The sequence below is a fragment of the Janthinobacterium sp. SUN100 genome, assembly GCF_030397705.1.
Taxonomy (GTDB): Bacteria; Pseudomonadota; Gammaproteobacteria; order Burkholderiales; family Burkholderiaceae_D; genus Janthinobacterium; species Janthinobacterium kumbetense.
In genome coordinates, this window is sequence record NZ_JAPUBU010000002.1 from 746,704 (window position 1) to 761,051 (window position 14,348).

General features: G+C 55.9%; 16 protein-coding genes. 6 read left to right on the plus strand and 10 right to left on the minus strand.

Annotation, left to right across the window (positions count from 1 at the left end):
* Positions 1 to 67: 67 nt before the first annotated feature.
* Complete coding sequence (locus O0881_RS15600; RefSeq protein ID WP_289912057.1) at positions 68 to 724, minus strand: tetratricopeptide repeat protein; 657 nt, start codon at positions 722 to 724, stop codon at positions 68 to 70.
* Between the two features lie 165 nt (positions 725 to 889).
* On the opposite strand from O0881_RS15600, the gene O0881_RS15605 reads away from it, so the two are divergent.
* Positions 890 to 1,549 carry a hypothetical protein gene (locus O0881_RS15605; RefSeq protein ID WP_289912058.1) on the plus strand — a complete coding sequence of 220 codons (660 nt, stop codon included), beginning with the start codon at positions 890 to 892 and terminating at the stop codon, positions 1,547 to 1,549.
* A gap of 51 nt (positions 1,550 to 1,600) precedes the next feature.
* Positions 1,601 to 2,077 carry a GNAT family N-acetyltransferase gene (locus O0881_RS15610; RefSeq protein WP_289912059.1) on the plus strand — a complete coding sequence of 159 codons (477 nt, stop codon included), beginning with the start codon at positions 1,601 to 1,603 and terminating at the stop codon, positions 2,075 to 2,077.
* Positions 2,078 to 2,080: 3 nt separating this feature from the next.
* Here O0881_RS15610 and O0881_RS15615 read toward each other — a convergent pair whose 3' ends face one another.
* Positions 2,081 to 2,689 carry a TetR/AcrR family transcriptional regulator gene (locus O0881_RS15615; protein WP_354670216.1) on the minus strand — a complete coding sequence of 203 codons (609 nt, stop codon included), beginning with the start codon at positions 2,687 to 2,689 and terminating at the stop codon, positions 2,081 to 2,083.
* Positions 2,690 to 2,934: 245 nt separating this feature from the next.
* On the opposite strand from O0881_RS15615, the gene O0881_RS15620 reads away from it, so the two are divergent.
* Positions 2,935 to 4,080 (plus strand): MFS transporter, encoded by a 1,146-nt coding sequence (locus O0881_RS15620; protein ID WP_289912243.1) that lies wholly within the window; start codon positions 2,935 to 2,937, stop codon positions 4,078 to 4,080.
* 3 nt (positions 4,081 to 4,083) lie between these two features.
* Here the strand turns inward: O0881_RS15620 and O0881_RS15625 are convergent, their stop codons facing one another.
* From O0881_RS15625 to O0881_RS15640, 4 genes are all read right to left on the minus strand, one after another.
* Positions 4,084 to 4,254, minus strand: coding sequence for a hypothetical protein (locus tag O0881_RS15625; RefSeq protein WP_289912061.1), 171 nt, complete (start codon positions 4,252 to 4,254; stop codon positions 4,084 to 4,086).
* A 64-nt stretch (positions 4,255 to 4,318) separates the two neighbouring features.
* Positions 4,319 to 4,519 (minus strand): DUF3079 domain-containing protein, encoded by a 201-nt coding sequence (locus O0881_RS15630; RefSeq protein ID WP_289912062.1) that lies wholly within the window; start codon positions 4,517 to 4,519, stop codon positions 4,319 to 4,321.
* 137 nt (positions 4,520 to 4,656) lie between these two features.
* A complete protein-coding gene (locus O0881_RS15635) occupies positions 4,657 to 5,115 on the minus strand; it encodes a hypothetical protein (RefSeq protein ID WP_289912063.1) in 459 nt (152 codons plus the stop codon).
* A gap of 28 nt (positions 5,116 to 5,143) precedes the next feature.
* Positions 5,144 to 5,551 (minus strand): GNAT family N-acetyltransferase, encoded by a 408-nt coding sequence (locus O0881_RS15640; RefSeq protein WP_289912064.1) that lies wholly within the window; start codon positions 5,549 to 5,551, stop codon positions 5,144 to 5,146.
* A 344-nt stretch (positions 5,552 to 5,895) separates the two neighbouring features.
* Between O0881_RS15640 and O0881_RS15645 the strand changes: the two genes are divergently transcribed.
* On the plus strand, positions 5,896 to 6,642 hold the full coding sequence (locus tag O0881_RS15645; protein ID WP_289912065.1) for a hypothetical protein: 747 nt from the start codon (positions 5,896 to 5,898) through the stop codon (positions 6,640 to 6,642).
* A 32-nt stretch (positions 6,643 to 6,674) separates the two neighbouring features.
* The gene (locus O0881_RS15650; protein ID WP_289912066.1) at positions 6,675 to 7,109 is read left to right on the plus strand and encodes a hypothetical protein; all 435 of its coding nucleotides are present in this window, start codon (positions 6,675 to 6,677) and stop codon (positions 7,107 to 7,109) included.
* Between the two features lie 237 nt (positions 7,110 to 7,346).
* On the opposite strand, the gene O0881_RS15655 is transcribed toward O0881_RS15650, so the two are convergent.
* From O0881_RS15655 to O0881_RS15665, 3 genes are all read right to left on the minus strand, one after another.
* Complete coding sequence (locus O0881_RS15655) at positions 7,347 to 7,739, minus strand: GFA family protein (RefSeq protein WP_289912067.1); 393 nt, start codon at positions 7,737 to 7,739, stop codon at positions 7,347 to 7,349.
* 154 nt (positions 7,740 to 7,893) lie between these two features.
* On the minus strand, positions 7,894 to 8,133 hold the full coding sequence (locus O0881_RS15660) for a hypothetical protein (protein WP_077401383.1): 240 nt from the start codon (positions 8,131 to 8,133) through the stop codon (positions 7,894 to 7,896).
* A 465-nt stretch (positions 8,134 to 8,598) separates the two neighbouring features.
* Entirely contained in the window at positions 8,599 to 9,867 is a 1,269-nt protein-coding gene (locus O0881_RS15665; RefSeq protein WP_289912068.1) for a serine hydrolase domain-containing protein, read from the minus strand.
* Between the two features lie 143 nt (positions 9,868 to 10,010).
* Between O0881_RS15665 and O0881_RS15670 the strand changes: the two genes are divergently transcribed.
* Positions 10,011 to 11,126, plus strand: a complete 1,116-nt coding sequence (locus O0881_RS15670; RefSeq protein WP_289912069.1) for a DUF3667 domain-containing protein — start codon at positions 10,011 to 10,013, stop codon at positions 11,124 to 11,126.
* 768 nt (positions 11,127 to 11,894) lie between these two features.
* Here O0881_RS15670 and O0881_RS15675 read toward each other — a convergent pair.
* A complete protein-coding gene (locus O0881_RS15675) occupies positions 11,895 to 13,499 on the minus strand; it encodes a sensor domain-containing diguanylate cyclase (RefSeq protein ID WP_289912071.1) in 1,605 nt (534 codons plus the stop codon).
* Positions 13,500 to 14,348 lie beyond the last annotated feature (849 nt).

Sequence of the window (14,348 nt, forward strand, 5' to 3'; positions counted from 1 at the left end):
TACGAAGGTACAGTGAGCATCGCAGACCGCAAATTACGACGCGCAGTAGGTTTTGTTAGGTGTTACTTTAGTGGGGATTGACGCCATACTGCGCCGCATACTCCGCGGCCAGCGCGCGCGCCGCCTGCTGCTGTGACGGCGTGAGAATTTCCAGCAACTGGTCGCGGTTCTTGATCGATTGTGCGCTGCCCGCCTCGGCCGGCATGGCGATCCACGCATACGCCTGCACGTAATCGAGTTCCACGCCCTGCCCCTGCGCGTACAGCAAGCCGTATTCATTCTGCGCCGACAGGGAGCCGGCTTCGGCCGCCTGCTTGTACCAGAACGCCGCCTCGGCATAGTCTTGCGGTACATCAATCCCCTTGCGGTAAGCCTGCGCCAGGTTGAATTGCGACTGGCCATCGCCCGCCTCGGCCGCCTGGCGGCCATACGCGAGCGATTGCGCCATGTCTTGCGCGACGCCATCGCCGCCCGCATACATCAGGGCCAGATTCGCCAGCGACGGCGGGAAATCCGCCTGCGCGGCCGCCGTAAACAATTCCACCGCTTTCGGTAAATCTTGCGTCACGCCATGGCCCTGGTAATACAGGCTGGCCAATAAATGCCGGCCGGCCGGATCGCCCGTGCGCGCCGCCGCATCGAATTGCTTGAAGGCCTCGGCATAATGACCGTCGTTATAAGCGAGGATGCCCGCTTCATTCAAAGATTCAGGAGAGGAGCTCATAAAGATTCCTTATTCGGGGATTTTTTGGCATTGTACACAGCACTGTTCCGCGCAGAATGCACGATAGGAAATCGTGTGGCGCATTGCCGGATTCATGCAGTATGATCATTCTCCGCCTGATGTAATCCACGCATTGTGCACTCGTGCCAGCCCATAAATATCGCCATGAAACTGATCGCTCTGCTTTTATCCCTGATTTCCACCTCGGTCTATGCTGGCACCTTGCATCTGGATAAAGCCGCGACAGGCAAAGTGCAACAAGCGGCAGATATCCGCTATGCGAATCACGATGAAAAACAGACGTATCGGCTGAAAATCGGAAAGCAGTGGATGCATGGCAGTTGCAGCAGCAGCGGCACGGGCAATTTGCACGCGCTGCTGCTGGACATGAATTTCGACGGCCATGCCGACCTGTGGGTCACCGGATACACGGATAGCCAGGGACGCATCCGCTGTTCCGATGTATGGCTGTGGGATGCGCCAGCGCAGCAATACCGTTTCAATCAACCCTTGTCAGCCATTCCGAATCTGAACATCAACATGGCCGAGCAAAGAATCGAAGGGGGCATTCCCAATTGCGGCTGCGCGGCGCAATGCTTTTATGAAGACAGCTATGCGTGGCGGGGCAACACATTAATCGCCATCGCCCGGCGCGCACAGGATTGCGAGCGTTACCGGGAATACCGCTTGAATGACAAAAACGACTTGATTATCGTCAAGGATGAAATCATCGATAGCGGCAATCCCGGCCAGCAGGCAATCGAGAATACGAAAATCTTTGACTGGCAACGCCATGCGCAAACCATGCGCAAATCCTGGGAATGAGGTTTATCCAACCTCATTGCCGCCACAGACACGACACCAGCGAGTAATGACATGACGACACATCCAGCTTCCATTACCTTCCATCCCGCCAAGGCGGAAGACACTCCGGCCTTTATCGACTTGCGGGGCAGGACGCGGCAAAACGCCGTGCCCGCGGAACGCCTGGCGGAAGTGGGCATCACGGCCGACACCTGGGCGGAAATGATGCGTTCGGGCAGCTTGCCTGGCCACGTCTGCCATCATGACGGCCAGCTGGTCGGCTACTGCTTTGGCGAGCGCGACACGGGCGAAATCATCGTCCTGGCACTGCTGCCGGAATTCGAAGGCCTCGGTATCGGCAAGACCCTGCTGGAATTGGTGATGACGGAACTGCGCGCGCACGGTCATCAACGGCTGTTCCTCGGCTGCTCCGACGACCCCGCTTCGCGTTCGTACGGCTTTTACCGCTACCTGGGCTGGACCTCGACGGGCGAGACGGACAAATACGGCGACGACGTGCTGGAGTTTCGCTTTGCGGCCCAGGCCTAGCGTCTAGCCTGGCACGCGGCTGGCATCCCACACGCGCAGAATCTGCGTGATGGCGTTGTCCAGCACGGCGTAGCCCACGCCATCGCGGGTCTGGATAGCCACGCCCGACAGAAAGCTGTCGAAGACGGACGCCAGCGCCACGGCATCCATATCACCAGGCAATTCGCCGCCGGCCATGCCCCGCTCGACGCAGCGCACGAAGCCGGCACGCGTGCGGGCGCGCGATTGCGTGAGGGGCGCGGCCACGGCCGCATGCTCGGCCGTCGGCGCGCTCATGCAACCGAGCGCCACCATGCAGCCGGGCGGGTGGCCCGCATCGGACTGCATGCTGGCCGACTGGCGCAAGGCCAGCTCGATGGCTGCGCGCGGCGCCAGGCCATCGTCCCACAGGCATTCCGTCACGCGCGCAAACGTGTCCAGATAGCATTGTGCCGCTTCGCGGAACAGCGCTTCCTTCGAGCCGAACGCCGCATAAAAGCTGGGCGCGGAAATGCCGCCGCCCAGGCTCGCCTTGAGCTGGCTCAAGGACGTCGATTCATATCCCTGCTGCCAGAATAAAAACATGGCCTGCTCGACCGCCGCCTGCCGGTCGAACGTGCGCGGCCGTCCCATTTGCGCCATCCTTCGCTCCTCCTCATTTACTTACATACTACTCGATACAGAAGTCGTTGACAACGCGGCGCGCCATCGCCTATATTTGTACCGATCGATACATATATATCGCAGCGACGGTCAGGGGCACTCCTGCGCCTGATCACTTGACAAGGATGTTTGCCGTGAATCACGCCACTATCACTACCGGAGCCAGCCCTGCGCTGGCCGACCGCCTCCCCGTCGCCGGCTTGCTGGCCCTGGCCATGACGGGTTTTATCTGCATCGTCACGGAAACCTTGCCCGCCGGCTTGTTGCCGCAGATCAGCACGGGACTCGGCATCAGCGCCGCGCTGGCCGGGCAAATGGTCACGACCTATGCCCTCGGCTCCCTGCTGGCAGCCATTCCGCTCACCATCGCCACACGCGGCTGGCGCCGCCGCAACGTGCTGTTGCTGACCATCATCGGCTTTCTCGTGTTCAATACCGTCACGGCGCTGTCGTCCCACTACTGGCTGACCCTCGCGGCCCGTTTCTTTGCCGGCATGGCGGCCGGACTGGCGTGGAGCTTGCTGGCAGGCTACGCGCGGCGCATGGTGGCGCCGCATCAGCAAGGCCGCGCCCTGGCGCTTGCCATGGTGGGCGCGCCTGTCGCCCTGTCCCTGGGCGTGCCGCTGGGCACCTTGCTCGGTTCGCTCGTCGGCTGGCGCGCCGCATTCTGGATCATTTCCGCCCTGACATTGATCCTGATCGCCTGGGTGCTGGCGAAGGTACCGGACTATCCGGGCCAGTCCGTCCATGAACGCCTGCCCCTGCGCCGCGTCTTCACGACGCCGGGCGTGCGCCCCGTGCTGGCCGTCGTCATCGCCTGGATGCTGGCGCACAACATTCTCTACACCTACATCGCCCCATTCGTGGCGCCGGCCGGATTGACGGAACGGGTCGACCTGGTCTTGCTCGTCTTCGGCGCCGCCGCCATGGCCGGCATCTGGATCACGGGCAAGCTGGTCGAGCGCCACCTGCGCGCCACCGTGCTGGTCAGCCTGGGCGTGTTCGCCGCGACGGCCCTCGTGCTGGGCATCGCGTCACAGTTTCCCATTGTCATTTACCTGGGCATGGCCGTCTGGGGCTTGTCCTTTGGCGGCGCGGCAACGCTGTTGCAGACGGCGCTGGCCGACACGGCCGGCAGCGGCGCCGACGTGGCCTTGTCGATGAATGTGGTGGCGTGGAATGGAGCCATCGCGGCAGCGGGCGTGGCAGGCGGCGCCTTGCTGGAAACCTGGGGCGCGGGCGCCTTCCCGTGGGCCATGGTCAGCTTGCTGGTGCTGGCCTTTGCCATCGCCTGGTCTGCCCGCGCGCATGGTTTCCGGCTGGGACGGCGCAGCGGCGGCGCGCCCGTGGCCGGGCATTGAGCATCAGGGAGCCGCGGGGACGCTCATGATGAGGGGCACGTGTCCCGTATGCGCGAGGAAACGGATCAGGGTGGCATGCGACAGCGCCACCGTGGCCGTGTTGCGCAGCGGGTGCTCGACGAACTGGACATCGCCGGCGCTGCTTGCCAGCCAGCGGGACAGGGTTTCTTGCATGGAGGCTCCTCAGCGCGGACGCGATGAAGAGATTGTAGCGGCGCGCCGCGTGCTGCGCTTGCCGTCAAGGCTGGTGTTCGTCCTTGTCGGCCTTGTCGGCCGCCGCCAGCCCCCAGTCATTCCAGCCTTCGCCAAACAGCTCGATCGGATGCTGCGTGCGTTCGGAACCATTGCCGCAGCGCATGGCATCCGGCGGACAATACTTGTCGCAGCCCCAGCAGATGCGTTCGGGGTTCTTGGGATTCAAGGGGAAAGGCTTGGCCATGGGAGGCGATCGTGGTCCGTTGAGGGTTCCTTGTCGACTCTAGACCTGGCGCGGGGGGAGGTCAAACCAATTTCAGCTAGAAACTTGTCCAATATCAAGCTTGTGCAGATCGTGGAGCATCGGCATGGCGCCACCCCCTACTCTTTATCGTTTCTGACGGATATGGCCACTTCCAGCACGATACGCGCCACATTGACACCGCCGTCGGCGGCCGGCTGTGCCTTCAGCTCATCTTGCGCGTAGACCATCGTCACCATCGCGCCAGGCACGAACAGCCTGATGTCTTGCTTGTGGTTTATGTAGATGCTTTCGTCCACTGCCGAGCCATCCGCCATGCGCAAGGTGAAGCTGTTGACCTGATCGCCACGGCGGCTGTCCTGGCCCGCGAAATACGTGCGTTCGATGATGCCCGTCAAGGTTTGCGTCGGGAGGCGCTGTGCCTCGATGCTTTCCCACCAGACATCGGAAGCGAACAAGCCATGCCTGCCCTTCAGGCCCATGTGGGGCCTGGCACTGTCGAGGGTGAGGGCCTGGGTTTTGGCGACGCGGCCGGGATCTTTTGCCAGGGCTTCGGCGAGGGTATAGACGGGTTTCATCAGGTGCGGGAATTGTTAAAACGGTCGCTCAATGTTTGCGCCGGATGACGTAAGCGTTGCCGGCAGGCTCGAAACCGAGCATCGGATAGTAGGACATGGCGTCCGGGGCGGAGAGCAGTATCAAGGACACGTCGTCGCCGATGATGGCCTGGGTGCGCTTGACAAGTTCCTTGCCGATACCCAGCCCCTGGTACCGCTGGTCGACGGCCAGGTCCGACAGATAGCAGCAATACGCATAATCGGTCAGCGAGCGGGCCACCCCCACCAGCTCATTATCCACCCAAGCCGACAGAGAGAGGCAAGGCGCGGCGAACATGCGCGCGATTCTCGGGAGATTGGCGGTCGGGCGCTTGATGCCGGATTGATCGAAGACACGGACGACATCGAGCGGATCGAGGGGGAAGTTATGGCGATATTCGACGGTGATGTTTTTCATTGGTTCACGGGTGTAAAGAGTTCGCGCATGGCGCGTTTGCATTCAAAATATTGCCATTGCGGGCACGGGAAGAAACCTCTTGTATGCAATAGTATAACCAGCGGTCATCCATGCCTGTGGACGATACGCCCCAAGCGGGCGGAGGCAGCGGGATCTGCCGGTTCATGGCGTGACAGCGCCGGAGCGCGCCAGAAGCCATGATGCCACCGGGTGGCCGCCAACTCCCTCGCCGGCATGCCGTACGTTGATTCAAGCGCCTCCGACCTGTTAAAATATATGCAAATTTCAATAAATAAACCCGTAAATAACCCGGATTTTTCAGATACAAGGAATGTGCTTAGCCAATGAAAGCCATTATATTCTGCACCAGTTTCATAAAAGATGCGCCATCCTGGGAAAGCCGGTATCAACGGTGGCTCGACTACTACGAAAACATACCAATCAATGCAATAAAAAAAATAATGATTGACGATGGTTCGCCATTTCTTCCACCTGCCGAAATCATCAAGACGGTTTCCCATAAAGATACGCTGATTTCAAATGACGAGAAAAATCTCATCATTCGCTTCGATAACAATCTGGGGCGACAAAGCGGGATTGATTATCCTGGCTGGTGGCGGAGCTTTCTCCACTCCATCAATGTGGCAAATGAATTAGGCGTCGATAAAATCATCCACATCGAGTCGGACGCCTATATTATGTCGCCGCACCTGGCAAATTTCATCAATGAAATAGAATCAGGCTGGAACGTCCTATGGTCTCCACGCCATCGTTTTCCAGAGACTGCCATTCAAGTCATCTGCAGAGATCAGTTTGGCATTTTTGAGAAATTCAAGGACGACAACCCGAGCCTGGCTTTCCCGGATATCGCTGAAAATTTGCTTCCTTTCACAACTGTACACAAGCAGTTCAAAGGCGACCGCTACAGCGATTTCACGAAAAACAGATGGATATTCCGTTCGCGAAAATTCAACAAGATCCCGATCTTTCAGCGGGAATTTTTCTGGGAAACGATACCGCCAGATGCTGACTTTGTCACCCAGGGGGTTAGCCGTCAACAATTCACCTATCGACGGGGCGAAGAAGCCTGACTGTGTCACGCTGAAAATTCGCCAATGCGCACATGCCTGGCGATGCCCCTTCCTATCCAATATCGAATAGACTTGGCAAGGATGTAAATATATTGCTACCCTCACAATTGAAAGAACGCGTGTACGCCCCCCTTGTCGTTTCTTTTTTTCTTGTTGCCGGTATTTCACCGGCACTCGCGACCACAATAGACGAGGATCGGACACGAGGCGACATACATGGCTTGTTTGAGATAAGGGATGCTGCCGTCAAGTTTATTGCAGCAGAAAATCTCAAAAATGGAACAAGATGGCAAGTCATGCAGCCGAACCGGAAGATTCTGGTTACCAAATGCGCAGCGCCTTTGCGTGCCGCATGGGTTCCGAAAAGCCACGGCCTGTCTGGGCCGAATGTTGCCGTGAGTTGCGCCAAGACCGTCAATCCCGCGATACAGCATAATTGGGAAGTGTTTGTGCCAGTTAGCCGTTAAAGGGGGCATCGCGCATAAATGATCGCTTGGGAAGCCAAGATCGAATGGGCGCAAAGGCCAGTTCCGCCATTGGCGCATGGACAACGGCGTTGGACGTCGTGGATGCCGGCTCAATTGAAACGCAAGCCACGAAATAGATATCAAGGCAATTGGGCCATGGACGAATAAAAGCAATCCTCCCGCACCGGACCTGACAACATGCGATAAAAAAGCCAGTCAAATGACTGGCTTTTCTTATTATGTCGGACTTTCTTGGAACTGTTTTGCACTATCACAAATCTCATACCATGCAGGCTTGGAGCCAACATGCACATGGAATTGTATTCTTGCCTCAGGGTCATCATCCAGGCAATTGACTGAGATGGGAAATGAATCATTCTCTGAGCCAATTTCCCCTAAAGAAGTTCCGCATTTTTTGCAAAAAGTTCTTGCATATGTAAACGGAGGCTCCGGCTCATAGCGTTGAATGAATTCCCGTCCCGCCAGCAAGGTAAATGATTTTTTATCAACGAAGGCCAAGGCGCTCGCTCCAGCCTTCCGACAACGGGAACAGTGACACATGCCCATCATTGCCGGAGGGGATGCCAATTCAAACTTTACCGAGCCACAGCAGCAACTGCCTTTGATCATGAGGAGTCCTTTTTGAAAGTTGACACTGTATTTTTACACAGCATTTCCAAAAAGACAAGTCACACATGATTCAGAAAGCTCCGTGCGCACGGGGCTGCCGCGCAGCGGGGAATTGCTGCCGCATCACCGGATATCGGCAGACTACTCTTGGCCATCAGGGCCAGATCATCTCCAGACCGACCATCTTGACGACGAAGAAGGTGACGAGCCCCAAGCCCAGGAGCGTTAGCACGAAGAGTGCGGCCACCTTGCCGCCCGCGCGCAGCACCGCGCGCGCCTCTTGCTCTTTCCCCTTCTTCCCTTGATCGTAATGCCACTTGATGGCGAAGAACATGCCCGTGCAAAGCACGAGAGCCTTGAACGTAACGAAGACTATAGGGGTCCAATCCATCATTTTGAGTATTTCCAGGTTTTATTACTTGATACTGTCTATCGTGAGGAGCACTTCCCCAAAACGCTGCTTCCGCAACTACGGTTCAAACCATCCCCCAGGGCATCCTGCGTGACTCTTTCATTATAGCCAGCTATGAAATATCAAGAGCACCGAGCGCCGTGATTTGCCGAATGCGGATGAGCGAGGTGAAAACGTCAGCGACGGCCATGCAAGGATGGTGTTGCTGCAGGTTCTGACACATACTACTTTAAAACAATATCCATACATTGAGACAAAATGTCCCAGTTGCAAACCATACAAGATTGAAACCTGACCATCTGCATGCCGCGCCTGGCCGGGAATAATGGGCCACGTTTTTTGCAGCTTGCGGAGGCGTTGCAGGCGGCGGTGGCAGAAGGATCGCTGACACCGGGTGACCGCCTGCCTCTGCAGCGCCGGTCGGCGGCACGTGTGCATCCCCCCGAATTACTCAGGGAAACCATTGCCAACTGCGATAGTCGCCGCCTTCACCGCAATCATTTCGGCCCCCGGGAGGCCCCTGTCAGCATTGGTCAGCACCGCCACATACAGCTGTTTCTCGGGCAGACGCAAAGCATAGGTGGAAAAGCCGGGAATGCCGCCGCCATGTGACTGCATTGGCATGCCGCGCATCTTGCGCACGCTCCATCCGTAGCCATAGGGAACACTTTTGCCGTCGGCCAGGACATGGGCGGTAAACGCTTTCTGCTGGCTGGAAGGCTTAAGCAGTGTGCCGGCGCTGACGGCGGCATCCCAGCGCGCCAGGTCGTCCACCGTGGACACGAGCGCTCCGGCCGCATACGGCAGCGTCATGCTGACCGCCTTGCCTGGTTCGAAGCCGGAGCCGGCACTGCTGCGCGTATAGCCCTTGGCGCGCATCGCACTGCCACGCTCATGGCCTTCGTAAGCGCTGTCGTGCATACCGAGCGGCACGAAAATGCGCTGCTCGACGAATTTGGCATACGACAGGCCTGAGACCTTCTCGATAATTGCACCCAGCAAGAAGTAACCCGAATTACTGTACGAATAGCGCGTGCCTGGCTCGAACTGGAGCGCATCGTTCTTGAAGCTGTCTATCATCTGACTCACCGTCTGATCCGTATTCATTCCCGCCTCAAAGGTCGGCTTGTTGGTAAAGTTTGCGATGCCCGAGGTATGCGTCAGCAGATGCTCGATCGTAATGCGCTTGCCTCCGCTGGGGTAGTCGGGCAGGAACTTCCGGATGTCGTCGTCCAAAGCCAGCTTGCCTTCATCCGCCAGCATCAGGATGCCGGTGGCGGTGAACTGTTTGCTGATAGAGGCGATGCGCATCACGGTGTCCGGGGTCATGGGCAGGCCCTTGGTCACATCGGCCATGCCATACGCCTTGCGAAACACGGTAAGGCCGGCCTGCGTGACAATGACGGTGGCGCCAGGCTCGTTTGCCTTGAACAGGGGCGCGATCTCGCTGTCGATACGTGCGGCCAGCGCCTCTTCTTCGCTGGCCCCAGTGACGCTTGCAGGAGCGGTAGTGGAGGCGGAGTCAGCATGGCTGGCGGGAGCTTGCAGCACCAAAAGCAGTGCCAGCAGCAGCGGTGAGGCGAGGCGACGCGAGTAAAGTTTCGACATATGGAGATCCCGTTGAAAGTGGCTCGGCAGCGCGACCGTTCGCGCCAGCTCAGTAAGGAAGATAAAGAGGATGACGGCAAAGAACCAGCGGCTTGCGACGAACTGCATTTTCGGCGGACAAGCGGAAGAAAAACGTCGTTTTTTTAGCACGCACCGGGCTGGTCGAACGGATTGCCGTTTTTGCCAGTATTTACTTGAACATACAGTCGCCTTGTTGCACAATCAGCCATTTTCCTGGTGGGAGATGCACGATGAGTGACCAGAAAGCGGCCGGCGCCCTGACGATGGCAGATGTGACGGCCAGCGAGATCGCGGGCGATCAAACGCCGCAGCCGGCCAGTGCCGCGCCCTTGGCGAACTGCGCCAACTGCCAGGCGCCGCTAGGCGGCGCGTTTTGCCAGGCCTGCGGCCAGCCGGCCCACATCCACCATTCACTGCTGCACCTGGCCGAAGAAGTCGTGCACGGCATCCTGCACTTCGACGCCAAGGCTTGGAAGACGCTCCCGCTGCTGGTGGCCTTTCCGGGCCGCCTGACGCGCCGCTACATCGACGGCCAGCGCAAGAACTATGTATCCCCGCTGGCGCTGTTCCTGTTCATGGTCTTCCTGACCTTCTTCGTCACCTCGTTCGGCAGCGGCCAGCTTCTCAGCCGCGACGCCAATATCGCCTCGCTGACCAACCACGCCGCGTCCGCCAAGCTCCGGGTCGAGCGCAATGAGCAGGCGCTGGAGGAGGCCCGCAAGGCCAATACCGGGGTCGCTGGTGTCGAAAAGGCGCTGGCCGTTTCGCGCAAGCTGCAACACGAAGCCGAGCAACGCCTGCTGTACGTCGCATCGCCCGAAAAAGTGAACAGTGAGGAGGCAATTGAGCTGAGAGAGCCCGGTTGGTTCGACAAGACTGTCTCCAGGATCGCGTCCAGCCCGCCCAATCCCGACGCCACGTTTCCGGAGTTGGAAAAAACCTTTCATCACGCCGCAGAGAATCCCGAGTTGGCGTTTTACAAGCTCAAGAACACGATCTACAAGTTCTCGTTCCTGCTGATCCCGATCTCGCTGCCCTTCATGTGGCTGATGTTTTTCTGGAAGCCTGGCGTGACCATGTACGAGCATGCGGTGTTCGTGCTGTACTCGCTGTGCTTCATGTCCTTGCTGTTGACCGTGCTGATACCGCTATCGATACTCAACCAGGGCTGGCTGATCGGATTGCTGGTGTGCCTGGCGCCGCCCCTGCACATGTTTCTGCAGCTACGCGGCACCTACAACCTGGGCAAATGGGGCGCGCTGTGGCGCACTTGCATGCTGCTGGTAGTGGCCAACATCGTGTTTTGCGTGTTCCTCGTGCTGGTGTTGATGAAGAGCGTGCATTAGGGTCACAAAAACAGGGGGGATTCGGGGCGGGCTGGGCAGGTAGACACAGCCCATCGAATCTCACACACAGGGCGCTAAAGCGTCCTGCTCGCTTTCGCCAGGCAATAAAAACCGCCCGAAGGCGGTTTCTTTATTTCCTGGCGGAAGCGGTGTAATGCGAATAACTAGGCTTTATGCAGCTTCTACGTGCCGCACAACACCGGTACCTACCAAACTACCTACACGAAAATATCTGTACAAAAAAGTCTTAACATACTCCTATACATGGATACTGCTCAACAACACTCCATGTTGCCATTTGAAATGGCATCTTGTTGATTTAAGTCAAATCCTTGTCAAAACTGAACCAAGATCAACATCTCCGTGAGAGACTGACTTTAAGAGATGGAGTCAGCGCTATGCACTTCAACAATAAGTATCACCCCAATGACTATGCCTTCCTCATCACGACCGTCCTCCTGGTGGATGGGCGCTATCGAGGTCGAATTTGGGTTTCTAAGCGAGGTGACGACGGCGTCGTCCGTGCCCCAACAGGGTTTATCGAAACGCCAGGCGCGCTAAAATCAATTCAGGCTATAAGAGTCGAGGCTTCAGCCTATGCTAAGGAGCTGATACAGAGCGGCGTACTTACAAGCATCCTGGGTGCACTGGTAGAGGACACAGCCAAAAACCATTACTTCTGAGCAACCCAACACCGGTGTAAAAATTGATGTCGTCCATCATGATCAATGTGGACTCCCGCACTTCTATCAAAGTCAAAAAGTAAAGCTATCGACTAAAGGCCGAAAGACTCTCACTTGTCGCGCTCCTCCGGCAAGAAAACGCATAACAAACCTGATTTCTCCCTGCTTCTTTTGCTTTGTATAATGCTTTATCGGCGGCCTCGACCAGTTCAATAGGCTCATTTTCTAAATGAATCGGAGAAAATGCCTCCACACCAATACTGACCGTAACAACCCCAAGCGGATTTCCAGTATGTGAAATTTCCATCGATTGAACAGCACCACGAATACTCTCGGCAACGGCCAATGTGCCGGCGAGATCAGTTCCGGGCAGTAACACGACCATCTCCTCACCGCCATAGCGGGCCGCAAGATCCCCTGGCCGGCGCATACTATAGGCCAGCACTTTACCAATTTTCCTTAAACACTCATCGCCAGCCACATGACCGTAAATATCATTGTACTTTTTAAAGAAATCAACATCGATCATAATTAATCCAAGCGAGCTTTCCCCACGCTGCGCTCGATTAAACTCTCCCATTAACGACCCGTCAAAATGACGCCGATTCGCTAGTCCTGTCAGTCCATCCTGATTAGCAAGTCGAGATAAAGTTTCATTAATTAATTCCAACTCGACGCCAGCCAACATTAACTTCTGCTCAGTTTGTGATCGAATATTTATTTGCCTAGCCATACGATAGCCAAGGGATGATATAAGTAAAACCAATATTCCACCAACCATAAATTGGAGGTAAACATCGCTGCGCCAACTTCCTAATACTTCATCTTGAGACAATGCTGCGGAGACAACCAAAGGATATTCCTCTACCCTTCTATAGCTATTAATACGTGTAACACCGTCCAATTTTGACTTTATTGATGCCGTACCTACCGGCCCCTTGGAAAGATAATCCTTAAACAATGGAAACTGGGATATATCCTTACCAAGCATTTTCTCGTCAAATGGTCTTCTCAGCAAAAGTATGCCTTCTCCATTTGCGATAAAAATCGCGCCTCGCTCGCCTATTGAAAATTTGTCATAGAATTCTTTAAAATATTTCATATCAATTGTAGCAAGGGCGACTCCACCGAAACTGCCATCAGGAAGATTAATGCGCCGCGATACAGTAATAATCCAATCGCCAGTCGACTTGCTGCGTACAGGTGGACCGATATGAGGGCCACGTTCGGCATTACTTTGATGATGCTTAAAATACTCTCGATCAGCATTGTTCAAATTCTTCAGCAACACTTTCTGAGAATTGACCAGCCAGCTTCCATCTTTGGCATAAACAAATATCCCATGCAACTGGGGCAACTCCGCCACGCGCATAGCCAGCAGCTCATGAATACGGTTCAGCTCAAGGTCAGAGATGCCATCCTTTTCTATTCGCTCTACCAATCCAATCAATGCGGTATCAGTTTCTTTGATCGTGTCATAGGCATGCTGGGCTACCGACTGCGCCAGATTAGCACTTTCCCGGGCGGCTTCGCTTAGCTGCACGTCTCTTGCACGCCATGCCATCCAGACCTGAATTGCAAGAAGTGACATACAAACCACGACAACAAATGTGATCGCCAGCGGCAACAAGGAAAAGCGCTTGAAGCCCGAACCCATCATCCGCGCCGGCAAGCTATTTGAATCGGCCATGGAATAACTCCCATTTACATGTGGAAAAGATTGTGCGCCAAATAGCGCTCCAAATACTCACACATCGTAACAAATAAGATGTAAAAAAGTTAAAAACAACACTACCACCTCACAATCTCGAATGGATGTCGAACAGTCCACATTTTTGTAAAAATTGAGTTACAGGGCAATCCAACCACAACCGTGAGGGCATTCCGCGCAAAAAAATCAATATGACAAAAAAATGCGTCAAAACGCTCGCCCCCTCTTCGCCCCGCCGCGTCAGTCCTCATGCGCCGTGGGCCATGGCGCAAATTTGAGTCAAAGGAACCCGAACTAGCGGGAAGGTGTGGAGGGGGGCAACTGCGCGCGCCGGGGCCAAAACGGGCTTTTTTCTTGCTTCTGGTGCAACAACATTCGTCGGGATGTGAAAAAGCCGCCTCGTAGGCGGCCTCTGAGGTGGCTGGGGCGCGGCTGGGCTATCGCTGCCTTGCCCTGATGGTTATCGCGGCATGGAGGTCATCATGAAGGAACGTGGGGTCTTAATAGTCACAAATAATTAAGAAGCTATTATCAAAATATTCGCCGATGACAAGCCAGCGTTGCAGCCGATTGAAGTCGGCAGAGCCATAACACCATTTGAGTCAAAGGTGAGAGTAACTGACATAGTCGAGTTGATTAGCAATTCAAATATCCCCTGTTTCCCGTCGCAGCCGTGACCGTCCTTACGGCAATATTTGAGATCTACACTAGCCCCTTTCTCTATATAACCGACATTTTGCCCAGGGGTGGGACAATCACAACAATTAAAATTATTCTGGGACACAGCTAAAGTAACTGCAATGTCAAACTTATTCAAAATAGTAATGT

Coding starts and splice junctions, on each gene's coding strand:
- O0881_RS15600 (WP_289912057.1), bottom strand. CDS start 724: ATGAGCTCCTCTCCTGAATCTTTGAATGAAGCGGGCATCCTCGCTTAT.
- O0881_RS15605 (WP_289912058.1), top strand. CDS start 890: ATGAAACTGATCGCTCTGCTTTTATCCCTGATTTCCACCTCGGTCTAT.
- O0881_RS15610 (WP_289912059.1), top strand. CDS start 1,601: ATGACGACACATCCAGCTTCCATTACCTTCCATCCCGCCAAGGCGGAA.
- O0881_RS15615 (WP_354670216.1), bottom strand. CDS start 2,689: ATGGGACGGCCGCGCACGTTCGACCGGCAGGCGGCGGTCGAGCAGGCC.
- O0881_RS15620 (WP_289912243.1), top strand. CDS start 2,935: ATGACGGGTTTTATCTGCATCGTCACGGAAACCTTGCCCGCCGGCTTG.
- O0881_RS15625 (WP_289912061.1), bottom strand. CDS start 4,254: ATGCAAGAAACCCTGTCCCGCTGGCTGGCAAGCAGCGCCGGCGATGTC.
- O0881_RS15630 (WP_289912062.1), bottom strand. CDS start 4,519: ATGGCCAAGCCTTTCCCCTTGAATCCCAAGAACCCCGAACGCATCTGC.
- O0881_RS15635 (WP_289912063.1), bottom strand. CDS start 5,115: ATGAAACCCGTCTATACCCTCGCCGAAGCCCTGGCAAAAGATCCCGGC.
- O0881_RS15640 (WP_289912064.1), bottom strand. CDS start 5,551: ATGAAAAACATCACCGTCGAATATCGCCATAACTTCCCCCTCGATCCG.
- O0881_RS15645 (WP_289912065.1), top strand. CDS start 5,896: ATGAAAGCCATTATATTCTGCACCAGTTTCATAAAAGATGCGCCATCC.
- O0881_RS15650 (WP_289912066.1), top strand. CDS start 6,675: ATGCCTGGCGATGCCCCTTCCTATCCAATATCGAATAGACTTGGCAAG.
- O0881_RS15655 (WP_289912067.1), bottom strand. CDS start 7,739: ATGATCAAAGGCAGTTGCTGCTGTGGCTCGGTAAAGTTTGAATTGGCA.
- O0881_RS15660 (WP_077401383.1), bottom strand. CDS start 8,133: ATGATGGATTGGACCCCTATAGTCTTCGTTACGTTCAAGGCTCTCGTG.
- O0881_RS15665 (WP_289912068.1), bottom strand. CDS start 9,867: ATGCAGTTCGTCGCAAGCCGCTGGTTCTTTGCCGTCATCCTCTTTATC.
- O0881_RS15670 (WP_289912069.1), top strand. CDS start 10,011: ATGAGTGACCAGAAAGCGGCCGGCGCCCTGACGATGGCAGATGTGACG.
- O0881_RS15675 (WP_289912071.1), bottom strand. CDS start 13,499: ATGGCCGATTCAAATAGCTTGCCGGCGCGGATGATGGGTTCGGGCTTC.